The sequence below is a fragment of the Amycolatopsis sp. NPDC051061 genome (assembly GCF_040682935.1).
GTDB lineage: Bacteria > Actinomycetota > Actinomycetes > Mycobacteriales > Pseudonocardiaceae > Amycolatopsis.
In genome coordinates this window covers 516,933-535,794 of sequence record NZ_JBFBBZ010000001.1, presented here as the reverse complement: position 1 = coordinate 535,794, position 18,862 = coordinate 516,933, and the positions used below count along the sequence as shown (strand labels likewise).

The window sequence follows — 18,862 nt, the reverse complement described above, 5'->3', positions numbered from 1 at the left end:
TAACGTGTTGACGTAAACATGTCCAGGACACCCGAGGAGACCCCGTGCCGGCTGCATCCCCCCGCCGTGGACCGTCGATGGCGGACGTCGCGCGCGAGGCGGGCGTGTCCGGCCAGACGGTGTCCCGCGTGGCCAACGGCAAGACCAATGTGGACGACGCGACCCGCGAGCGCGTCCTCGCCGCGATGCGCCGGATCGGCTACCGCCCCAACAGCGCGGCCAGGGCGTTGCGCAACGGCAAGTTCCGCAGCATCGGCGTGATCATTTCGGCACTGCCGACGTTCGGCAACAGCCGCACGCTCGACGCCATCGCGGCGGCGGTCGTCCCGGAGGGGTTCTCGATCATCCTGATGCCGGTGACGCGCCCGACTCAGGGCGAGGTGACGGGGGCGTTCAGCAAACTGAACGAGCAGGCCGTCGACGGCGTGATCATCCTGATCGAACAGCACCAGCTCGACCAGAGCTCGATCGAGCTGCCGCACGGGCTGCCGGTGGTGGTGATCGATTCCAGCGCGCGCTACGACTACCCGGTGGTCGACACGGACCAGGCCGACGGCGCCGCCACGGCGACCCGGCACCTGCTGGAACTGGGGCACGCGACGGTGTGGCACATCGCGGGGCCACCGCAGTCGTATTCGGCCGAGCGCCGCCGGAAGTCCTGGCGGGCCACCTTGGAGCTGGCGGGCGCGTTCGTCCCCCCGGTTCTGGTCGGCGACTGGTCCCCGGCGTCGGGGTACGAGGCGGGGTCGAGGCTGGCCGCCGACCCCGCGGTGACGGCGGTGTTCGTGGCGAACGACCAGATGGCCCTGGGATTGCTGCGCGCCCTGCATGAGACGGGCCGGTCCGTCCCGGGCGACGTGAGCGTGGTCGGGTTCGACGACATGGAGGAGTCGGCCCACTTCTGGCCCCCGCTGACGACGATCCGCCAGTCGTTCGAGGCAGTGGGCCGACACGCGGTTTCGGCGCTGCTGGCGGAGATCGAGACGGGCGCGGAGGCGGGCGAGCCGGTGACGGTGCCGACGGAGCTGGTGCGCCGCTCGAGCACAGCGCCGCCGCCGGCCTGACCTCCCGGTGCCCGGCGGCGCACCGGAATTGTCGGTGCCCGCCGGTAAAGTGGAAAACGGGGGGCGCCGCCACGCCCGAAGTTCTCGTTTGAACCCGCGAGACCGCGGGCATTACTGGCCACCAAGCCGGATCCCCCGGTACCGCGAATGTCGCAGTGGTGTGGACCATCCGGCCCACCGCAGCAGAAACGAGGCGTCATGCTCGCCATCCTCGCCGCCGTGCTCTTCGGGCTCGCCCTCCTGATGGAGCTGGCCGGGTTCGGCCTGGGCCCGATCATCACCACCAGCACGCTGACCACCGCCGGGCTGCTGTGCGTCGCCCTGCACCTGGCCGGTGTCGCCACCGACCGGTCGCGGTTCTCCCGCAGCCGCCGCCGGCGCTAGCCCGCCGCGGGCTCCGACGCGCGCTGCAGCACCTGGACGAACACCTCGGGCGACTGGGCGCCGGCGACGCCGAACCGCTGGTCGATCACGAAGAACGGCACCCCGGTCGCGCCGAGCGCCCGCGCCTGTTCGCCGTCCGCCGCGACTTCGGCTTCGTAGGCGTCCGACTCGAGCACCGCGCGGGCCTCGGCCGCGTCGAGCCCGGCTTCGGCGGCCAGCTCCACCAGCGAGTCGCGGTCGAACAGCGAGCGCCGTTCGGTGAAGTGCGCGCGGTAGAACCGGTCGACGACGGCGTCGGCCAAGCCGCGCTCGCCGGCGAGGTGCACCAGGCGGTGGCCGTCGACGGTGTTTCCCATGTGGACGCCGTCGAGGTGGTACTCGAGACCGTCGGCGGCCGCGCGCTGTTCCATCTGCGCTTCCATCGCGTCGGCTTCTTCGAGTGTCCGGCCGTACTTTTCGGACAGCACCTCGCGCGTCGGCCGGGCGGTCCCGCGCGGGAACGACGGGTCGAGCTGGAACGAGTGGTGCACGACCTCGACGTCGGCACCGAGCTCGGCGACCGCCCGCTCGAAGCGGCGCTTGCCGAGGTAGCACCAGGGACAGATGAGGTCGGACCAGATGTCTACGCGCACACCACCACGCTAACCGCGCGGTGGCACGCACTTCAAAGTAACCGTCGCCGACCTGCGCGGTGAGATCCGGGGCCCCGCCCCGAGCCGCGGGCTCCGCCACCCGGCCCCCCGAAGCTAGGGTGGGCCGGTGACCGTCTCGACCGACGACATCGTCCGCCACGCGGCGCGTCTGCTCTTCGCCGGCACCCGCCTCGACCTCGGCCGGATGGCGACGGAGCTCGGAATCTCGCGCACGACGTTCTTCCGCCGCGTCGGCAACCGCGACGACCTGATGGGCGCGGGGCTGCGGCTGCTGTCCGACCGCACGTGGCAACGCGCGCTGGGCCATTGGCGCTCCGAGTACGGCGACAAAGTCCGCACCCCCGAGGGCCGGCTGCGGTGCCTGTGGGTGATGGAGGAGTACCGCCGCGAGGTCGCGGCCAACGACGGGATGCGCAAGCTGATCGAAGCGGAGTCGACGGTGGCCCTCAGGGTGCTGACCGATCCGCGCGGCGCGGTCCAGCCGGCCCTGGTCGACGCGCACGTGGAACTGTTCCGCGCGGACGCCGAGGCAGCGGGGCTGACGCCGCTCGTGGGCTTGCCGGACTTGGCGTTCGCGGTGGTGCGGCTGGGCGAGTCGTTCTTGTATTCGGACGTGCTGGCGGCGCGCACGGTGGACCTGACGGTGGCGACGACCCTGCTCGACACCCTGGTCCGGGGCGCCCTGGAGCCGGCCATGGTCCGCTGACGCGCCCACTTTCCCGAGACAGCGCCGGGCGTCGCGTTCACTGAGCAACCGCCCAGGCGGTCAACCACTCACCCGTTCGGCCGTTGTGGAACATTTGGCCGAAGTGTTTCATAACACCACGGGAAAGCGGTTACCCCGCATCCCGCACGCGGCACCTCCTTCGGTTGCCGTGCCACGGTTCCATCGGTCCGCCCGCCTGTTCCGGGCGCGCTTTCGCCTGCCCGGGGAAAGAGAGCGATCCATGTCCGTACTCACCAGCCCGCCGACGTCGTCTGGCTCGGGTGAGACAGTTTCCCGCCGCCGCCGAGGGTGGCGCGCCAAGGCTGCCGGGGTCGTCCTGGCCGCGCTCGCGCTCACCACCGGCGTCGCCGCTCCGGCGCCCGCCGCCGCGAACCCCTACGAACGCGGCCCCGACCCGACCAACTCCAGCATCGAAGCCAGCCGCGGCAGCTTCGCGACCAGCACCGCCACCGTGTCGCGAGTGGCCGTCTCCGGCTTCGGCGGCGGCACCATCTACTACCCCACCTCCACCACCGCCGGCACGTTCGGAGCCATCTCGATCGCGCCCGGCTTCACCGCGCTCCAGTCGAGCATCTCCTGGCTGGGCCCGCGGCTCGCGTCGCAGGGCTTCGTCGTCTTCACGATCGACACCCTGACCACCAGCGACCAGCCCGACAGCCGGGGCCGGCAACTGCTGGCCTCGCTCGACTACCTCACCCAGCAGAGCAGCGTCCGGTCCCGCATCGACAGCAGCCGGCTCGGCGTGGTCGGGCACTCGATGGGCGGCGGCGGCACGCTCGAGGCGGCGCGCTCCCGGCCGTCGCTGCAGGCCGCGATCCCGCTGACCGGCTGGAACCTGACCAAGAGCTGGTCAACGGTCCGCGTGCCGACGCTCGTCGTCGGGGCGCAGTCGGACACCGTCGCCCCGGTGGCCTCGCACTCGATCCCCTTCTACACCAGCCTTCCGTCCTCTTTGGACAAGGCGTACCTCGAACTGCGCGGTGCCAGCCACTTCGCCCCCAACTCGTCGAACACGACGATCGCGAAGTACACCCTCTCCTGGCTCAAGCGGTTCATCGACAACGACACCCGCTACGAACAGTTCCTCTGCCCCATCCCGAGCACCAGCCTGTCCATTTCGGACTACCGGGGCAACTGCCCGCACAGCGGCTGACGCTCAGCCGGGCACGCCGAGGGTGACGACCACCTTTCCCTTGGCGTGCCCGGCTTCCTGGTAGGCGAATGCGGCGCGCAGGTCGTCGAACGGGTAGGTCCGGTCGACGACCGGCGTGACCGCGCCGCGCTCGGCGAACGCGGCCAGCTCACCCAGGACCGCCGCCTTGTCCCGGCAGGCGACCGCGTCGGCGAGCACGACCCGCCGTCGCGCGAACGGGCCCGCGGCCAGCGCGGCGAAGACGTGCCCCGCGGGCTGCAGCCAGCGCCCGGCCGGGCCACCGATGGCGACGAACGTGCCGCCGCGCTCCAGCACCCGGCGACAGGCGAACACGGACCGGCCACCGGCGACGTCCAGCACGAAGTCGTAGCGCCGCCCGCTGCGGGTGAAGTCCGCCGAGTGGTAGTCGACGACGTGCTCCGCACCGAGCGAGCGGACGAGGTCGACGTTCGCCGGGCCGCAGACGGCGTCGACCCGCGCCCCGAAAGCTTGCGCCAGCTGGACGGCGAAAGTGCCGACGCCGCCGGAAGCGCCGTTGACCAGCACCCGGTGCCCGGGTTCCACCCCTCGCAAGGAGAGCAGGGCGGTCACGGCGGCCATCGGCATCGTCGCCGCCTGCTCGTGGGACAGGTTCGCCGGCATCGGCGCCAGCAGGTCTTCGGGCACGCAGACGTATTCGGCGGGCGCACCCCTCGGCAGGAGGGCGTAGACGTCGTCGCCGGGCGCGAACTTCGTCCCCGCCGTCTCGACGCGGCCGGCCAGGTCGCAGCCCAGGACACCCACCTCCGGACGCCGGCCGAACCCGCCGGGTATCAGCCTTGCAACGTAAGGCTGGCCTCTCAGGGAGTGCCAGTCGTACGGGTTGACCGAGGTGGCGTGCACCCGGACCAGCACTTCGCCGTCGCCGGGGCCGGGATCGGGCACGTCTTCCCAGGTCAGGGTGTCTGGTGAGCCGTACGCACGCTGAACGAGGGCCTTCATCGCATCTCCCTTACGTCGTAAGTCGTACGTTGTAAGGTAGCTTCGCGGCCGTCGCCGGGTCAAGCAGGACTTACGTTGTACGATCTTGGGCGTGACCACCGAAGCCCGGATCCCGCTGAGCCGGGAGCGCGTGCTGCGCACGGCCGTCGCGCTCGCCGACGAGCACGGCCTGCGCGCCGTGACGATGCGCCGGCTCGCGGACGAGCTCGGCGCCGAGGCGATGTCGCTCTACTACCACGTGGCCAAGAAGGAAGACGTGCTCGACGGGATCGTCGACGTCGTGGCGCAGGAGATCAACGAGACCGTCGCGCGCCTGGAAACCGGCCCGGACTGGAGGCAGACGGCCCGGCGGCGCATCCTCGCCGCCCGCCAGGTGTTCCTCCGCCACCGCTGGGCGCCGGCGCTGTTCGAGACGCGGTCGTCGACGAGCATCGAGGTGCTGAAGTACTACGACGCCCTGGTCGGCTTGATGCACGAAGGCGGGTTCTCGCACAACCGGATCCACCACGCGCTGCACGCCCTCGGCAGCCGGGCGCTCGGGTTCAGCCAGGAGCTGTTCGACCCGAGCGCGGGCGCGTCGGCGGAGGTCCCGGCGGAACTGGCCGCGCAGCTGCCGAACCTGGTGGGGATGCTGAGCGAGATCGCCCACGACGACCCGGATTCGACGCTGGGCTGGTGCGACGACCAAGCGGAGTTCGAGTTCGGCCTGGACCTCATCCTCGGCGGCTTGGACCTGCTTCGGGAGCGGTAGTCCACCAGGTGGGACACCCTCCCTTACCAGGGAAGAATCGGTGAGGTGTCCCGACCACTGCGGAAGCTCGGCTTCCTGACCATCGGCCTGTTCGACCCCGCCGACCCGCGGCGGGGCCACGAGTCGACCTTGGAGATCATCCAGCTCGGGGAACAGCTCGGGTTCGACAGCGCCTGGGTGCGGCACCGGCACCTGCAGCACGGCATCTCCTCGCCCGTCGCGGTGCTCGCCGCGGCGAGTCAGCGGACCAGCCGGATCCACCTCGGCACCGCCGTCATCCCGCTCGGCTGGGAGAACCCGCTGCGGCTCGCCGAAGACCTGGCCACCGTCGACCTGCTCTCCGGCGGCCGGCTCGACCCGGGGATCAGCGTCGGCCCGCCCATGCGCTACGACGAGGTCAAGCACGCCCTCTACCCGGACACCGCCGACGCCGAGGACTTCTCCTACGACCGCGTGCAACGACTACTGGACTTCGTGCGCGGCAAGCCGGCGACCGGCTTCAGCGGCACCGAAGGCTTCGAGGTCTTCTCCGACCGGGTCCAGCCGCAGGCTCCCGGGCTCGGCGACCGCCTCTGGTACGGCGGTGCGAGCCTGCGCTCGGCCGAGTGGGCCGGCGAGCACGCGATGAACTTCCTGACCAGCAGCGTCGTCAAGGCCGAAGGCGAAAGCACCGACTTCGCCGAGATCCAGCTGTCGCACATCCGGACGTTCCGCGCGCACCACCCGGCCGGTGCAGCCGCCCGCGTCTCGCAGGGCCTGGTCGTCATCCCGACCGACAGCGCGACGCCGGAGCAGCGCGCGAAGTACGAGGCCTACGCCGCGAAGCGGCTTCCCCGCACCGCGGAACCGCAGGGCCCGGCGCGGATGCTGTTCTCCCCCGACTTCGTCGGCAGCTCGGCCGAGATCGCCGAGCGGCTGCACGCACACGCGGCGTTCCGCGAGGTCGACGAGGTGGCTTTCGCCCTGCCGTTCACCTTCGACCACGAAGACTACGTGCAGATCCTCACCGACCTCGCGGAACGGCTGGGCCCGGAACTCGGCCGGAAGTCCTGACCTACTTGTTGGTGCCCGGGGTCAGCACCTTGTCGATCACGAAGACCGTGGCGTTCTTCGTGGGGATGTTGCCGCACAGGATCTTCGCGCCGTTGACGGTCATGTTCTCGCCCGAACCCTCGATCTTCAGCGAACCGCCGGCCGTGTTCAGCGACTCCAGCGTGCCGGCACCCTCGAGACCCTTGGCGTCGTAACGCTTGCCGACGACGTGGTACTGCAGGATCGGCGATAGCTCGGCCGGCTTGCCCGCCAGCTCGGCGAACTTCGCGTCACCCAACGCGGCGAACGCCGGGTCCGCCGGCGCGAACACCGTGATCGCCGGGGCACTGTTGAGCGTGTCGACCAGGTTGGTGGCCTTGACCGCCGCCACCAGCTTGGTCAGCAGCGGGTTCGTCGACGCCGCCGACGCGACCGGCTGCGGACCCATCGAGTCCAGCGAACCGGGCGCGGACCCCTGCGGCAGCTGGCCGCACGCGGGACCGAAGACGTCGGCGTTGGTGGTCATGCCGTTCGACGCACCCGAGTCGGCGCTGGACGACGGTGCGGCCATCGACGACGACGGAGTCGGGGCGCTGGAACTCCCGGAGGAAGCGGTGTCGCTGCCGCTGCACGCGGTCAGCGAAAGCGCGGCCACGGCGGCGAAACCGATTCCGGCGACACGAAGCTTGGTCACGAAAATCACTCCAAAAAAGCGGCTGTGAACTTCTTCTTACGGGTCATTCGAGGCTGGCCGGGAAACAGCTTGGCGCCCATTCGGGTGATGCGGGTCACTGCGCCAGAAAATGCTGCTGCACAACAATTTCCGCACGCTTCGCTCACGCGAGACCGGCGACACGCGCTTTTCTGCCGGACGCGAATGCGAAGCCGCCGGGCGTGCCGATGCGCATTCCGGCCGGATAGCCGGTTCGCGTGGGGCTAAGCGAGGGAGATCCGGCTGACCGCCGGGGTGGTCGGGCCCGTGGACCCGCCGGCGGGCTCGACCGTGATGCCGATCCGGTCGGTGCCGGGCGGGATGTCGGACATCAGCATCCGCGGCTGCAGGAGCCCGGCCGAGTGCGCTTCGCCGGCCCGGATCAGCCACACCTGGTAGACGTGGCCCGCGTCGAGGGCGGGCAGGTCCGAGGCGAGCAGCACCGCCTGGTTGCGGCTGCGCGAAACGACCAGGGTCGCGTGCCCCTCGCCGACGCCCTGGATCGCCGAGGCGTCCGGTGCGGACAGCACGGAATCGACCGGCGCCGGCGGCGCGGACGTCGTGACGACACCGACCCCGACCGCGACGACGGCGGCCGCGGCGGCCCCGAAGAGGGCGACGCGCAGCCCGAAAGCCTTGCGTCGGCCGGGTGCCGGCCGGGCCGCCACAAACCTGGGCGGCAGCTGACGGGTGCGGACCACCGTGGCGAGCACCAGCGACTTCAGCTCCGACGGCGGCCCCACGGACTCGGCCACGCCGAGCCAGGCCCCGGTCGCCCGCAGCTCCGCCACCTCCTGGCGGCACGCCGCGCACTCCCCGAGGTGCCGTTCGAACCCGGCACGCTCCACATCGGACACGGCATCCAGCGCGTAGGCCCCGGTCAGCGTGTGCAGCTCGGCGGTCATCGATCCACCCCCAGGCAGTCACGCAGCCGGATCAGACCGTCCCGGATGCGGGTTTTCACGGTCCCGGGCGCCACCTTCAGCACCTCGGCGACCTCGGGATAGGTGTAGCCGTTGTAGTAGGCCAGCACGATCGACTCGCGCTGGAGCTCGGTGAGCTGCGCGAGGCACTGCCGCACGCGCTGCTGGTCGAGGGTGGCCAAGGCGGACTCGGTGACCTCGTCGAACGGCCGCCGCACGTCCATCCGGCCCGCCCGCTCCTCGCGGTCGAGCACGGCCTGGTGCGAGCGCACGCGGTCCACGGCCCGGCGGTGGGCGATCGTCAGCACCCACGACAGCGCGCTGCCGCGCTCCGGGACGTACCTCGTGGCCTTGCGCCACACCTCCACCAGCACCTCCTGCGCCACTTCCTCGGCCTGGGCGTGGTTGCGCAGGACGCGCATGACCAGCCCGAGCACCGGCCCGGCGATGAGGTCGTACAGCGCCGCGAACGCCGGTTCGTCCCCCGCCGCGACCCGCCGCAGGAGTTCCTCGGCGCTCGCCGCGGCCACCGGCGCCTCGTCCGGTTGCAGCCGCAGCCGCCCACGCTCACCCATGCCCGGCACCCTCCACCTCACCCTGTTTGCGGGAGGCGTTCGCGGCCGGACCGCGTCTCGGACTGGTCTGTCGTGAGGATTCCCACCCGGACGGTGCAACTCCGGCGCCGGGACCCATCCGGCGGCGCGGTGGCTTCGAAAGACTGGCGTCGGGGTGTGAATCACGGGGCGCCGGCAACCCGGTCCGGATGCGCAGCGGCTCAAATGCCGAAGTGACTTCAATCGCGCATCGACTGCAAAGATGGAGTCACTTCAGTTGTGCAGCGACTCCAGCTAGTGGTCGCTTCAGTTGTGCAGTCACTCCAGTTGTGCAGTCACTCCAGCTATGTGACCACTTCACCTATCCAGCGGCTCTAGTCGCACACCAGCCGCGGCGATGTAACGACGCCGAAGGTGTAGCGACTGCACTTATGCACCGGCCCCGCAACGACTGCTCACTCCGCGTGGGCAACTTGCCCGTTCGGCCACTCCGGCGGTGACCTCGGCCACTTCTTGATCACCCCAGAGTGTGAAAGTTTTTCGGAACGCTAGGCGTTGAACTCACCGTGGGTTATCCCTGGAACAAGACGAACTTAACCGACGAGTAGCAAAGGCGGTCCCCATGACCGACCCGCACAGCGTGACCAGTGCCGGCTTCGACTTCGCCCTGCGAACCTTCGGGGCGGCGCCGCGACCGGTGCCGGCCGAGCTGGAGTACGACACCCGTGACCCCTATGCGGTCGCCGTGGTGCTGCACGCCGGCCCGAGCGCCGTCCGGTGGCTTTTCGGACGGGACCTGCTCGCCGACGGCCTGCTCGGCCGCTGCGGCGACGGTGACGTGCGCATCGGGCCCGCGGGCGATCCGGCCCTGGTCGTCGTGGAGCTCAACTCCCCCGACGGCGCCGCGGTGCTCGAGGCACCCGCGAAGGAGATCGCGGCCTTCCTCGACCGGACCTACGACGTCATCCCCGCCGGGGAGGAGTCCGACTGGTTCGACTTCGACGAGGAACTCGCGAAGCTCTCCTACCAGGACTGAGTACCGGACTGAGTACCGTCGCCGGGTGAGCTTCTTCCTGACGAAAGTGCTCGCCGCGCTCGACGACGGTGGCGATCGGCCGCTGTTCCACCACGAGAACGGCGTCACGACCTACCACCAGGCCCGCGACCGGCTGCGCCGGCTGCACGGCGGCCTCGGTGAAACCGGAACGGTCGCCGTCGACCTGCGCAACCGGCCCGAGACGCTCCTCGTGCAGCTGGCCGGCCTCCTGCGCGGCGCGACCGTGCTCATGGTCCCGGCCTCGGCGCCGACGCAGGACCGGCTCGCCGCGGCCCGGGGCGCCACCGTCGTCACCGATCGCCCGCACGACTGGCCCGGCGCCGACACGAGAACCCTCGACGACCTCGACGGCGAGCCCGAACCACTGGACCCGCCGGAAACCGTCAACCTCCTCTTCCCCACCGGCGGCACCACCGGCGCCCCGAAGCTCATCCGCCACAGCGGCATCTACGACGGCATGGCCTACATCTTCACGCCGAACCCGGACGGCCCCGGCCGCACCCTGCTCGTCGCCCCGATGACGCACATGACCGGCAACGCCACCGTGCTCGGCGCGCTCCTGCGCCGCGACACCGTGGTGCTCCAGGACGGTTTCGACGCAGGAGCGGTCCTCGACGCGATCCAGGAACACCGGATCGACACGCTCTCGCTGACGCCGCCGCGCCTGGCCGCTGTGCTCGACCACCCGGCGCGGCAGAGCACCGACCTCAGCAGCGTCCGCTCGCTCTCCCTCGGCGCCGCGCCGCTGCCGCCGCACCGGCTCGCGCAGGCCCTCGACGTCTTCGGCCCGGTCGTCGGCCAGGGCTACGGCCTGACCGAGGCGCCGATGATTGCGAGCATCTCCGCCGCCGAGCTGATCGGCCACCCCGAGCGGCTCGGCTCGGTCGGCCGGATCGTGCCCGGCATGGAAGCGCGCATCACCGAAGACGGCGAGGTCGAGGTCCGCGGACTGTCCATGATGGATGGTTACCTCGGCGGCCCGCCGGTCGGCGCCGGCTGGCTGCGCACCGGCGACCTCGGTCGCTTCGACGACGAGGGCTACCTCTACCTCCTCGACCGCGCCGATGACGTCGTCGTGGTCGGCGAGCACGGCACGAAGGTCCCCACGACCGTCGTCGAACACGCCCTCGAGACGCATCCGGCGGTGCGGAACGCGGCCGTGTTCGGTCAAGGCGACCTGTTGCACGCCGTCGTCGTCGCGTCCGCCGACGTGACCGAAGACGACCTGAAAGCGCACGCGCGAGAAGCGTTCGGCCAGGAGCACTACGTCCCGGCGAAAGTGGACTTCGTCGACGCGCTGCCCCTCACCGACGTCGGCAAGGTGGACAAACGGGCTCTCATTCAGCTCGTGACGGCGCCATAGGACGACGACCGGACCAGCTTCGCGTACTTCCCGAGCACGCCCTCGGGGAACTTGTTCGGCAGCGGCTCCCAGCCTTCCCGGCGAGAAGCCAGCTCGGCCGCGTCGACCAGCAGGTCGATGCTGCGGCCCTTGATGTCGACGGCGATCCGGTCGCCGTCGCGGACGAACGCGATCGGCCCGCCGTCGACCGCTTCGGGCGCGACGTGGCCGATGCACAGGCCGGTGGTGCCGCCGGAGAACCGCCCATCGGTCAGCAGCAGCACATCACGCCCCAGCCCGGCGCCCTTGATCGCCGCGGTGATCGCCAGCATCTCGCGCATGCCGGGCCCGCCCTTCGGGCCCTCGTAGCGGATGACGACGACGTCCCCCGCCGAGATGCGGCCTTCGTTCAACGCCGCCATCGCCTCCTGTTCACGCTCGAAGACGCGCGCCGGGCCTTCGAAGTTGGCCGTGTCGAAGCCCGCGGACTTCACGACGGCGCCCTCGGGCGCGAGCGAACCGCGCAGGATGGTGATGCCGCCGGTCGGGTGCAGCGGGTTGTCGAGCCGCCGCAGGACCTCGCCGTCGATGGGTTCGGGGTCCAGCTCGGCCAGGTTCTCCGCCACCGTGCGCCCGGTGACGGTCAGCGCGTCGCCGTGGATCAGGCCCTCGTCGAGGAGCGCCTTCATCAGCACCGGGATGCCGCCGTGGCGGTCGATGTCGTTCATGACGTACTTGCCGAACGGCTTCAGGTCGCCCAGGTGCGGGACGCGGTCGCCGACGCGGTTGAAGTCGTCGAGGGTCAGCTCGACCTTCGCCTCGTGCGCGATGGCCAGCAGGTGCAGCACGGCGTTGGTCGAGCCGCCGAGGGCCATGATGACGGTGATCGCGTTCTCGAACGCTTCTCTCGTGAGGATGTCCCGCGCGGTGATGCCCTTTTCGAGCAGCCCGACCACGGCCTCGCCCGAAAGGTGCGCGTAGTGGTCGCGGCGGCGGTCCGCGGACGGCGGCGCGGCCGACCCCGGCATGCTCATCCCCATGGCTTCGGCCGCCGACGCCATCGTGTTCGCCGTGTACATGCCGCCGCACGCGCCCTCACCGGGGCAGATGGCGCGTTCGATGCGGTCCAGGTCGTCGGTCTTCAGCCGGCCCGCCCGGCACGCGCCGACGGCCTCGAAGGCGTCGATCAGCGTGACGTCCTTCTCGGTCCCGTCGGTGAGCTTCACCCAGCCGGGGGCGATCGTCCCGGCGTAGAGGAACACCGACGCCAGGTCGAGCCGGGCGGCGGCCATCAGCATGCCCGGCAGGGACTTGTCGCAGCCGGCCAGGAGGATCGAGCCGTCGAGGCGTTCGGCCTGCATGACCGTCTCGACGGAGTCGGCGATGACCTCGCGGGAGACGAGCGAGAAGTGCATCCCGTCGTGGCCCATGGAGATGCCGTCGGACACCGAGATCGTGCCGAACTGCAGCGGGTAGCCGCCGCCGGCGTGCACGCCCCCCTTGGCGGCCTGCGCCAGCCGGTCCAGCGACAGGTTGCACGGCGTGATCTCGTTCCACGAACTGGCGACGCCGATGATCGGCTTGCGCCAGTCGTCGTCCCCCATCCCGACGGCGCGGAGCATGCCGCGAGCGGGCGCGGCCTCGATCCCGTCGGTCACCGTGCGGCTGCGGGGTTTCGGGTCGATGGTCATCTCAGCGGGCCTCCGATACGACGTTCGGACGCACTGCATGCTACCCGGGTCCGCGCGGTCCGCTGGCCGGAACGATTCGCTTCCCCGGCCCGGACGAACCGGCGAAAACTCGGCGAAATGATCGCCACGGTGGTGTGGGGCACGGGCAACGTCGGCCGTGCGGCAATCCGGGCCGTCGACGCCCATCCGGCGCTGGAGCTCACGGCGGTACTCGTCCACGACCCGGCGAAGGTCGGCAAGGACGCGGGCGCGCTGGCGGGGGTCGGTGACTTGGGCGTCGCGGCCACCGACGACGTCGACGCCGTGCTGGCCGCGAGTCCGCGAGCTGTCGTCTACGCCGCTTCGGGTGACGTCCGGTTCGACGACGCGCTCGCCGACATCGTCCGCGCGGTCGGGACGGGCGCGGTCGTCGTGACGCCGGCCCTCTACCCCCTCTACGACCAGCGCAACGCGCCCCCGGAACTGCGCGACCCGGTGCTGGCGGCGAGCAAGGAAGGCGGCGGCTCGCTGTTCGTCTCCGGTGTCGACCCCGGCTGGGGCAACGACGTGCTGCCGCTGCTGATCAGCGGCCTCGGCACGGACGTCGACGTCATCCGCTGCCAGGAGATCTTCGACTACTCGACCTACGAGCAGCCCGACTCCGTCCGGTACCTGGTCGGCATGGGCCAGCCGATGGACTACGACCCGCCGATGCTGATGACCGGCGTGCCGTCGATGGTCTGGGGCGGGCAGGTCCGGCTGATCGCGCGCGGCCTCGGCGTCGAGGCCGACGAACTCCGCGAGACGCTGCAGCGGCGTCCCCTCGAAGAAACCGTCTCCACGCGGACCATGGGCGACTTCGAGAAGGGCACGCAGGGCGCGGTGCGGTTCGAGGTGCAGGGCATCGTGGCCGGCGAGCCGCGGATCGTCATCGAGCACGTCACGCGCATCCACCCGTCGTGCGCGCCGGACTGGCCGACGCCACCCAGCGGCGACGGCGCCCACCGCGTGATCATCGAAGGCCGGCCGCGCATCGAAGTCAGCGTCGAGGCGAGCGACGAAGGCGAAAACCGGTCCGCGGGCGGGAACGCCACCGCCGTCGGCCGGCTCGTCGGCGCGATCGACTGGCTGGCCGAGGCGGAACCCGGCCTCTACGACGCACTCGACGTCCCGCTGCGCCCGGCAGCCGGCAAGCTCGGAAGGAGGCGTCCGTGAACATCGACATCCCCGAGGGCAAGGACCCGATCGGGTACGTCTGGGGCGAACTGGTGCCCGGCATCGGGATCGCCGCTTCGCAGTTCTCGCTGGCGGTCTACGCGCACACGACGCTGGGACTGCGGGAGTTCGAGGCCGCGCGGCTGCGGATCGCGCAGATCAACGGGTGCATCTTCTGCCTCGATTGGCGCACCGAGCGCGACGGCGTGAAGGTCGAGCCGGAGTTCGCGGACGCGGTCCTCGACTGGCGTACCACCGAGCTCTTCGACGAGCGGACACGCCTGGCCGCCGAGTACGCCGAGCGGTACACGCTGGATCACCACAACCTGGACGACGAGTTCTGGAAGCGGATGGGCGAGCACTACACGCAGCAGGAGATCGTCGAGCTGAGCATGAGCCTCGGCGCGTGGCTCGCTTTCGGCCGGCTCAACCACGTCCTCGGGATCGACACGGTCTGCGTCCTGCCCTCCCACCAGAGTTCGTGAAGGCCACCTTGAGGAACTTGTAGTTCCTCAAGGTGGCCTTCACGACCCGCGGGTCAGAAGTCCGTGGCGATGATCTTTTCGATGTTGCGTTCGGCCAGAGCCGTGATGGTGACGAACGGGTTCACGCTCGTGTTGCCCGGGATCAGGGACCCGTCGATCGCGTACAGACCCTGGTACCCGGCCAGCCGGCCGTAGTTGTCGGTCGCCTTGCCGAGCACCGCGCCGCCGAGCGGGTGGTACGTCAGGTGGTCGCCCCAGATCTTGTACACGCCGAAGAGGTCGGTGCGGTAGATCGTCCCCTCCTTCGAGTTGATCTTGTCGAAGATGGACTTCGCCATGTCGATCGACGGCTGCTTCCACGCCGTCTGCCAGTTGAGGTCCACGCCCTGCGTCGCCGGGTTGTACGTGAACTGGCCTCGGTTCGGGTTCTTCGTGATCGACAGGTAGAACGACGCCCACGTCTCGATCCCGGTCGGCAGCGGCGCCACCTCGGCGAACGCGCCGCCCGCGTTCCAGTTGTCGATGCCACCGCAGGGGATGGACGACTGGAGACTGCCGGTCGGGTCCCAGATGTGGTTGGCGCGCCCGCACATCACGTTCCCGTTGTCGCCCCAGCCCTTGCCGACCTCACCGTTCAGGTTGGGCAGCGCGCCGGTGGCCTTCAGCTTCACCAGCAGCTTGCTCGTGCCGACGCTGCCCGCGGCGAAGAACACCTTGTCCGCCGTCACGGACTTCGTCGCCGTTACCGCGCCCGTGGTGTTCAGCTGGTCCATGACGACCGTGTAGCCGCCGCCGGACGCGGGCGTCACCGACGTCACCCGGTGCAGGGGCGAGATGGTGACGCGGCCGGTCGCCTTGATCAGCGGGAGGTAGGTCTTCTGCAGTGACTTCTTGCCGTAGTTGTTGCCGTACAGGATTTCCCCGGCCAGCGCCGACCGCGGCACGGTGTTGGCCTGCTCCTGCTTCATGTAGTTCCAGTCGTACACGTCCGGCACGAACACGTACGGGAACCCGGACCGTTGCGCCTGCTTCCGGCCGACGCGCGCGTACTGGTAGCACTCGGCGGTGTCGAACCACGCCGGGTCGATCAAGCCGACGCCGAGCCCGGAGTTGGCGCGCGGGTAGTAGGTGTTGTACATCTCGTCGACGTTGACCGTCGGGAGGATCGCGCCGAAGTTCTCCCGCTTCGGCGTGACGGCCATGCCGCCGTTGACGAGCGAGCCGCCGCCGACGCCGCGGCCCTGGTACACGGTGATGCCGCTGAACTCCTCGGCGTCGAGGATGCCGGTGTACTTCGGGATGTCCTTGTCGATGGGGAACCCGAGGAAGTTGGACAGCGGCTGCTTCGTCCTGGTGCGCAACCAGAACGAGCGCTGGTCCGGGGTGGTCGTGTTGGCGAAGATCTTGCCGTCGGAGCCGGGCGTGTCCCAGGCCATGCCCAGTTCGACGAGCTGCACGTCGACGCCGGCCTGGGCGAGCCGCAGCGCGGTGACCTGGCCGCCGTAGCCCGAACCGATCACGAGGGCGGGTACGCGTGCGGCGTCGGCGATGGTGGCGGACGTGGCGGACGTGGCGGACGCTGTCGAGGCGGCCGCTCGGCTCCCCACTGCCGCGGCCGCCAGGATAGAACCAGTTCCAGCGATGAAGAGACGACGGGAAACTGTTCCAGAAGCTGTTCTCCACACGGATTCGTCACGCATGTGCTGTCCTCACCGTTGAGGTATATTAGAACAGGTTATAACTCAGTGGTGCAGACAAGTCGACATATACCCGCGAGTAACCTCCGCGGGTTGTGCGAGGATTCCACTGAATGGGCCATGATGGACGACTGTGGAGTCGACCCGAGTGGACCGCTGGCTTTGGGCGGTCCGGCTGACCAAGACCCGCCCGGACGCCGCGGCGGCGTGCCGCGGCGGTCACGTGCGCGTCAACGACAAGCCGGCGAAGCCCGCGACCACCGTGGTGCCGGGTGACGAGGTCCGCCTCCGGATCGCCGGGACGACCAGGATCCTCGACGTGGTACGGGTGATCCAGAAACGCGTGGGTGCGGCGGACGCCGCGACGTGCTTCGTGGACCGGACGCCGAAGCCGCCCCCGGAGACCGCGATCCCGGTCGCCCGGCGCGAACGCGGCGCGGGCCGGCCGACCAAAAGGGAGCGTCGCGTGCTGGACGCGTTCCGCACGCGGGAGCCCTGACCCGACCCCACTCCGATGCAGTGAAATGACTCATTCCTGTCGCCTGACGACAGGAATGAGTCATTTCACCATGCCCACCACCCGGAAATGGGTCATTCGCAACACATCCGCTGAGCGGTAATGCGCACCCCCGCGTTTCCCCACCCCGCACCCTGGCCAAGTGGACAACTGTCCGGTACCTTCGGAAGAGCAAGCGGACACATGTCCACTTCCCGAGGAGGTTCCATGATCGAGAACAAGGTGGTCGTGATCACCGGCGCCGGCAGCGGGATCGGCGCGGCCACCGCGACCCTGCTGGCCGAACGCGGCGCGAAGGTCGTACTGGCCGGGCGGCGCAAGGACCGCCTGGACGAGCTCGCCGCGAAGCTCGACGCGATCAGCCTGCCGACGGACGTCCGGAATGCCGAGGACGTCGCGAACGTCGTCCGGCTGGCCAGGGAGACGCACGGCCGGCTGGACGTCCTGGTGGGCAACGCCGGCATCGCGCCGCTCTCGCGGTTCGACGACCTGCGCACCGCCGACTGGCACGCGATGTTCGACGTCAACGTCAAGGGCGTGCTCAACGGGATCGCGGCCGCCCTGCCGGTGTTCCGCGAGCAGGGATCCGGCCAGTTCGTGCACACGGCGTCGACCGCGGCGTACACGACCGTGCCGGCCATGGCGGTGTACGCGGCGACCAAGACGGCCGTCCGCACGATTTCCGAAGGCCTGCGCCAGGAGGCCGGGCCGCACCTGCGCGTCTCGCTCGTCTCCCCCGGCATGATCGCGACGGACTTCGTCGACGGCATCACCGACCCGGCCGAGAAAGCACGGCTGACCAGCGCGCGGGACGCCGTCGCCATCCCGCCGGCGGCGATCGCGCGGGCCATCGCGTTCGCCATCGACCAGCCGGCCGACGTGGACGTGAACGAGATCGTCGTCCGGCCGACCGCCCAGGCCTGACCGGTCGTGGTGTCCGTCGCGCTGCCGGCGAGCGACGAGCACACCGGCGTGCGGGCCGAAGGTCATCTCGGGCGTTGACCTCGGGATCGATGCCGTCCGCGGCATTTTCCCGGATATAACGGGGAATCCGGGCGCCCTGGGTCCGGACCGGGGAAAAGTGGGTAGTTCCCCTTCCGGACCTTCGGAGGGGATTCATGACCACGGTAGAAGAAGCCCCGGATCGCTTGCTGGCCGCGGCCCGGCCGCTGGTGGTCCGGTACTGCCGCGCCCGCCTCGGCGCGGAATCGGCCGACGACGTCGCGCAGGAGGTCTGCATCGCGGTGCTCAAGGCGATGCCCGGCCGGCCGCCGGACCGGCCGTTCCCGAACTTCGTGTGCGGCATCGCCCGGCAGCAGGTCGCGGCGGCCCGCAAGGCCGCGGCGCGGCAGCGGGACGAGCCCGCGGCCGAGCTGCCGGAGGAGGTCGACGCCTCGCTGGACCCGGAGCGCCACGCGCTGCGCCGCGAACTGGGCGAGCGGATGGCGAAGCTGCTGCAGGTCCTGCCGGAGAAGCAGCGGGAGATCGTGGTCCTGCGCGTGGCGGTCGGGATGTCGGCGGAGGAGACGGCGGAGGCGGTCGGCTCGACGCCGGGTGCGGTCCGGGTCGCTCAGCACCGGGCGCTCAGCCAGCTGCGCAAAGTGGTCGGAGGCCGCGTTCCCGGCGCTACGCTGGCCGGGTGAGCGACAGCGAGAACTTCGAAGGACGCGACGTCGGATCCGGGATCTCCGTCATCCGCGAAAGCAGCGACGTCGTCGGCTCCGGGCCACGCCTGCACCGGCACCCCTACACCGAGACGTTCGTCATCATCCGGGGACGGGCCCGGTTCACGGTCGGCGACGAGGAGCGCGACGGCGGGGCCGGGGACGTCCTGGTCGTCCCGGCCGGCACCCCGCACAAGTTCGCCGTGCTCGGCCCCGGCGTCTACGAGGCCGTGCACATCCACGAGAGCGACCACTTCATCACCGAATGGCTGGAGTGACGC

General features: G+C 70.4%; 21 protein-coding genes. 14 read left to right on the top strand and 7 right to left on the bottom strand.

Going from position 1 to position 18,862, the window contains the following annotated elements; genetic code table 11:
* The first annotated feature begins 77 nt into the window (after positions 1-77).
* Both AB0N03_RS02635 and AB0N03_RS02630 read left to right on the top strand, forming a co-directional pair.
* The gene (locus AB0N03_RS02635; RefSeq protein ID WP_364364282.1) at positions 78-1,064 is read left to right on the top strand and encodes a LacI family DNA-binding transcriptional regulator; all 987 of its coding nucleotides are present in this window, start codon (positions 78-80) and stop codon (positions 1,062-1,064) included.
* Positions 1,065-1,262: 198 nt separating this feature from the next.
* Positions 1,263-1,448 (top strand): hypothetical protein, encoded by a 186-nt coding sequence (locus tag AB0N03_RS02630; RefSeq protein ID WP_284746126.1) that lies wholly within the window; start codon positions 1,263-1,265, stop codon positions 1,446-1,448.
* Here the strand turns inward: AB0N03_RS02630 and AB0N03_RS02625 are convergent.
* Positions 1,445-2,068, bottom strand: a complete 624-nt coding sequence (locus AB0N03_RS02625) for a DsbA family oxidoreductase (RefSeq protein ID WP_364364279.1) — start codon at positions 2,066-2,068, stop codon at positions 1,445-1,447. The two genes, AB0N03_RS02630 and AB0N03_RS02625, sit on opposite strands and share 4 nt — an antisense overlap.
* Before the next feature lie 139 nt (positions 2,069-2,207).
* On the opposite strand from AB0N03_RS02625, the gene AB0N03_RS02620 reads away from it, so the two are divergent.
* Positions 2,208-2,807 (top strand): QsdR family transcriptional regulator, encoded by a 600-nt coding sequence (locus tag AB0N03_RS02620; RefSeq protein WP_364364191.1) that lies wholly within the window; start codon positions 2,208-2,210, stop codon positions 2,805-2,807.
* A gap of 241 nt (positions 2,808-3,048) precedes the next feature.
* Entirely contained in the window at positions 3,049-3,981 is a 933-nt protein-coding gene (locus tag AB0N03_RS02615) for an alpha/beta hydrolase (RefSeq protein ID WP_364364188.1), read from the top strand.
* 3 nt (positions 3,982-3,984) lie between these two features.
* Here AB0N03_RS02615 and AB0N03_RS02610 read toward each other — a convergent pair whose 3' ends face one another.
* Positions 3,985-4,962 carry an NAD(P)-dependent alcohol dehydrogenase gene (locus tag AB0N03_RS02610; protein ID WP_364364185.1) on the bottom strand — a complete coding sequence of 326 codons (978 nt, stop codon included), beginning with the start codon at positions 4,960-4,962 and terminating at the stop codon, positions 3,985-3,987.
* 91 nt (positions 4,963-5,053) lie between these two features.
* Between AB0N03_RS02610 and AB0N03_RS02605 the strand changes: the two genes are divergently transcribed.
* Together AB0N03_RS02605 and AB0N03_RS02600 are read left to right on the top strand one after the other, a co-directional pair.
* A complete protein-coding gene (locus AB0N03_RS02605; protein ID WP_364364182.1) occupies positions 5,054-5,713 on the top strand; it encodes a TetR/AcrR family transcriptional regulator C-terminal domain-containing protein in 660 nt (219 codons plus the stop codon).
* A gap of 45 nt (positions 5,714-5,758) precedes the next feature.
* On the top strand, positions 5,759-6,766 hold the full coding sequence (locus AB0N03_RS02600; protein ID WP_364364179.1) for an LLM class flavin-dependent oxidoreductase: 1,008 nt from the start codon (positions 5,759-5,761) through the stop codon (positions 6,764-6,766).
* Between the two features lies 1 nt (position 6,767).
* Here the strand turns inward: AB0N03_RS02600 and AB0N03_RS02595 are convergent, their stop codons facing one another.
* The 3 genes from AB0N03_RS02595 to sigK form a co-directional block, all read right to left on the bottom strand.
* A complete protein-coding gene (locus tag AB0N03_RS02595; protein WP_364364176.1) occupies positions 6,768-7,439 on the bottom strand; it encodes a fasciclin domain-containing protein in 672 nt (223 codons plus the stop codon).
* 242 nt (positions 7,440-7,681) lie between these two features.
* Positions 7,682-8,362: an anti-sigma factor gene (locus AB0N03_RS02590; protein ID WP_364364173.1), complete on the bottom strand. Its 681-nt coding sequence runs from the start codon at positions 8,360-8,362 to the stop codon at positions 7,682-7,684.
* Positions 8,359-8,955 carry an ECF RNA polymerase sigma factor SigK gene (gene sigK, locus AB0N03_RS02585; RefSeq protein ID WP_364364170.1) on the bottom strand — a complete coding sequence of 199 codons (597 nt, stop codon included), beginning with the start codon at positions 8,953-8,955 and terminating at the stop codon, positions 8,359-8,361. Before sigK ends, AB0N03_RS02590 begins: the two co-directional genes overlap by 4 nt.
* Positions 8,956-9,556: 601 nt before the next feature.
* Here sigK and AB0N03_RS02580 point away from each other — a divergent pair.
* Both AB0N03_RS02580 and AB0N03_RS02575 read left to right on the top strand, forming a co-directional pair.
* Positions 9,557-9,970, top strand: coding sequence for an SsgA family sporulation/cell division regulator (locus AB0N03_RS02580; protein ID WP_364364167.1), 414 nt, complete (start codon positions 9,557-9,559; stop codon positions 9,968-9,970).
* A 25-nt stretch (positions 9,971-9,995) separates the two neighbouring features.
* Entirely contained in the window at positions 9,996-11,354 is a 1,359-nt protein-coding gene (locus AB0N03_RS02575) for a fatty acid--CoA ligase family protein (protein WP_364364164.1), read from the top strand.
* Here AB0N03_RS02575 and ilvD read toward each other — a convergent pair.
* Positions 11,333-13,024 (bottom strand): dihydroxy-acid dehydratase, encoded by a 1,692-nt coding sequence (ilvD, locus tag AB0N03_RS02570; RefSeq protein ID WP_364364161.1) that lies wholly within the window; start codon positions 13,022-13,024, stop codon positions 11,333-11,335. The two genes, AB0N03_RS02575 and ilvD, sit on opposite strands and share 22 nt — an antisense overlap.
* Before the next feature lie 117 nt (positions 13,025-13,141).
* Between ilvD and AB0N03_RS02565 the strand changes: the two genes are divergently transcribed.
* Together AB0N03_RS02565 and AB0N03_RS02560 are read left to right on the top strand one after the other, a co-directional pair.
* Positions 13,142-14,218: a dihydrodipicolinate reductase gene (locus AB0N03_RS02565; protein WP_364364158.1), complete on the top strand. Its 1,077-nt coding sequence runs from the start codon at positions 13,142-13,144 to the stop codon at positions 14,216-14,218.
* Positions 14,215-14,703 (top strand): carboxymuconolactone decarboxylase family protein, encoded by a 489-nt coding sequence (locus tag AB0N03_RS02560; RefSeq protein ID WP_364364155.1) that lies wholly within the window; start codon positions 14,215-14,217, stop codon positions 14,701-14,703. The genes AB0N03_RS02565 and AB0N03_RS02560 overlap by 4 nt, the downstream gene beginning before the upstream one ends.
* Positions 14,704-14,756: 53 nt before the next feature.
* Here the strand turns inward: AB0N03_RS02560 and AB0N03_RS02555 are convergent, their stop codons facing one another.
* Entirely contained in the window at positions 14,757-16,310 is a 1,554-nt protein-coding gene (locus AB0N03_RS02555; RefSeq protein WP_364364152.1) for a GMC oxidoreductase, read from the bottom strand.
* Between the two features lie 223 nt (positions 16,311-16,533).
* Here AB0N03_RS02555 and AB0N03_RS02550 point away from each other — a divergent pair, with 223 nt between their 5' ends.
* The 4 genes from AB0N03_RS02550 (at position 16,534) to AB0N03_RS02535 (ending at position 18,859) form a co-directional block, all read left to right on the top strand.
* Positions 16,534-16,899, top strand: a complete 366-nt coding sequence (locus AB0N03_RS02550; RefSeq protein ID WP_364364149.1) for an RNA-binding S4 domain-containing protein — start codon at positions 16,534-16,536, stop codon at positions 16,897-16,899.
* A gap of 225 nt (positions 16,900-17,124) precedes the next feature.
* Positions 17,125-17,841, top strand: coding sequence for an SDR family oxidoreductase (locus tag AB0N03_RS02545; protein ID WP_364364146.1), 717 nt, complete (start codon positions 17,125-17,127; stop codon positions 17,839-17,841).
* A 194-nt stretch (positions 17,842-18,035) separates the two neighbouring features.
* Positions 18,036-18,560, top strand: coding sequence for a sigma-70 family RNA polymerase sigma factor (locus AB0N03_RS02540; RefSeq protein ID WP_364364143.1), 525 nt, complete (start codon positions 18,036-18,038; stop codon positions 18,558-18,560).
* Entirely contained in the window at positions 18,557-18,859 is a 303-nt protein-coding gene (locus AB0N03_RS02535; RefSeq protein WP_364364140.1) for a cupin domain-containing protein, read from the top strand. The genes AB0N03_RS02540 and AB0N03_RS02535 overlap by 4 nt, the downstream gene beginning before the upstream one ends.
* Positions 18,860-18,862: the final 3 nt, after the last annotated feature.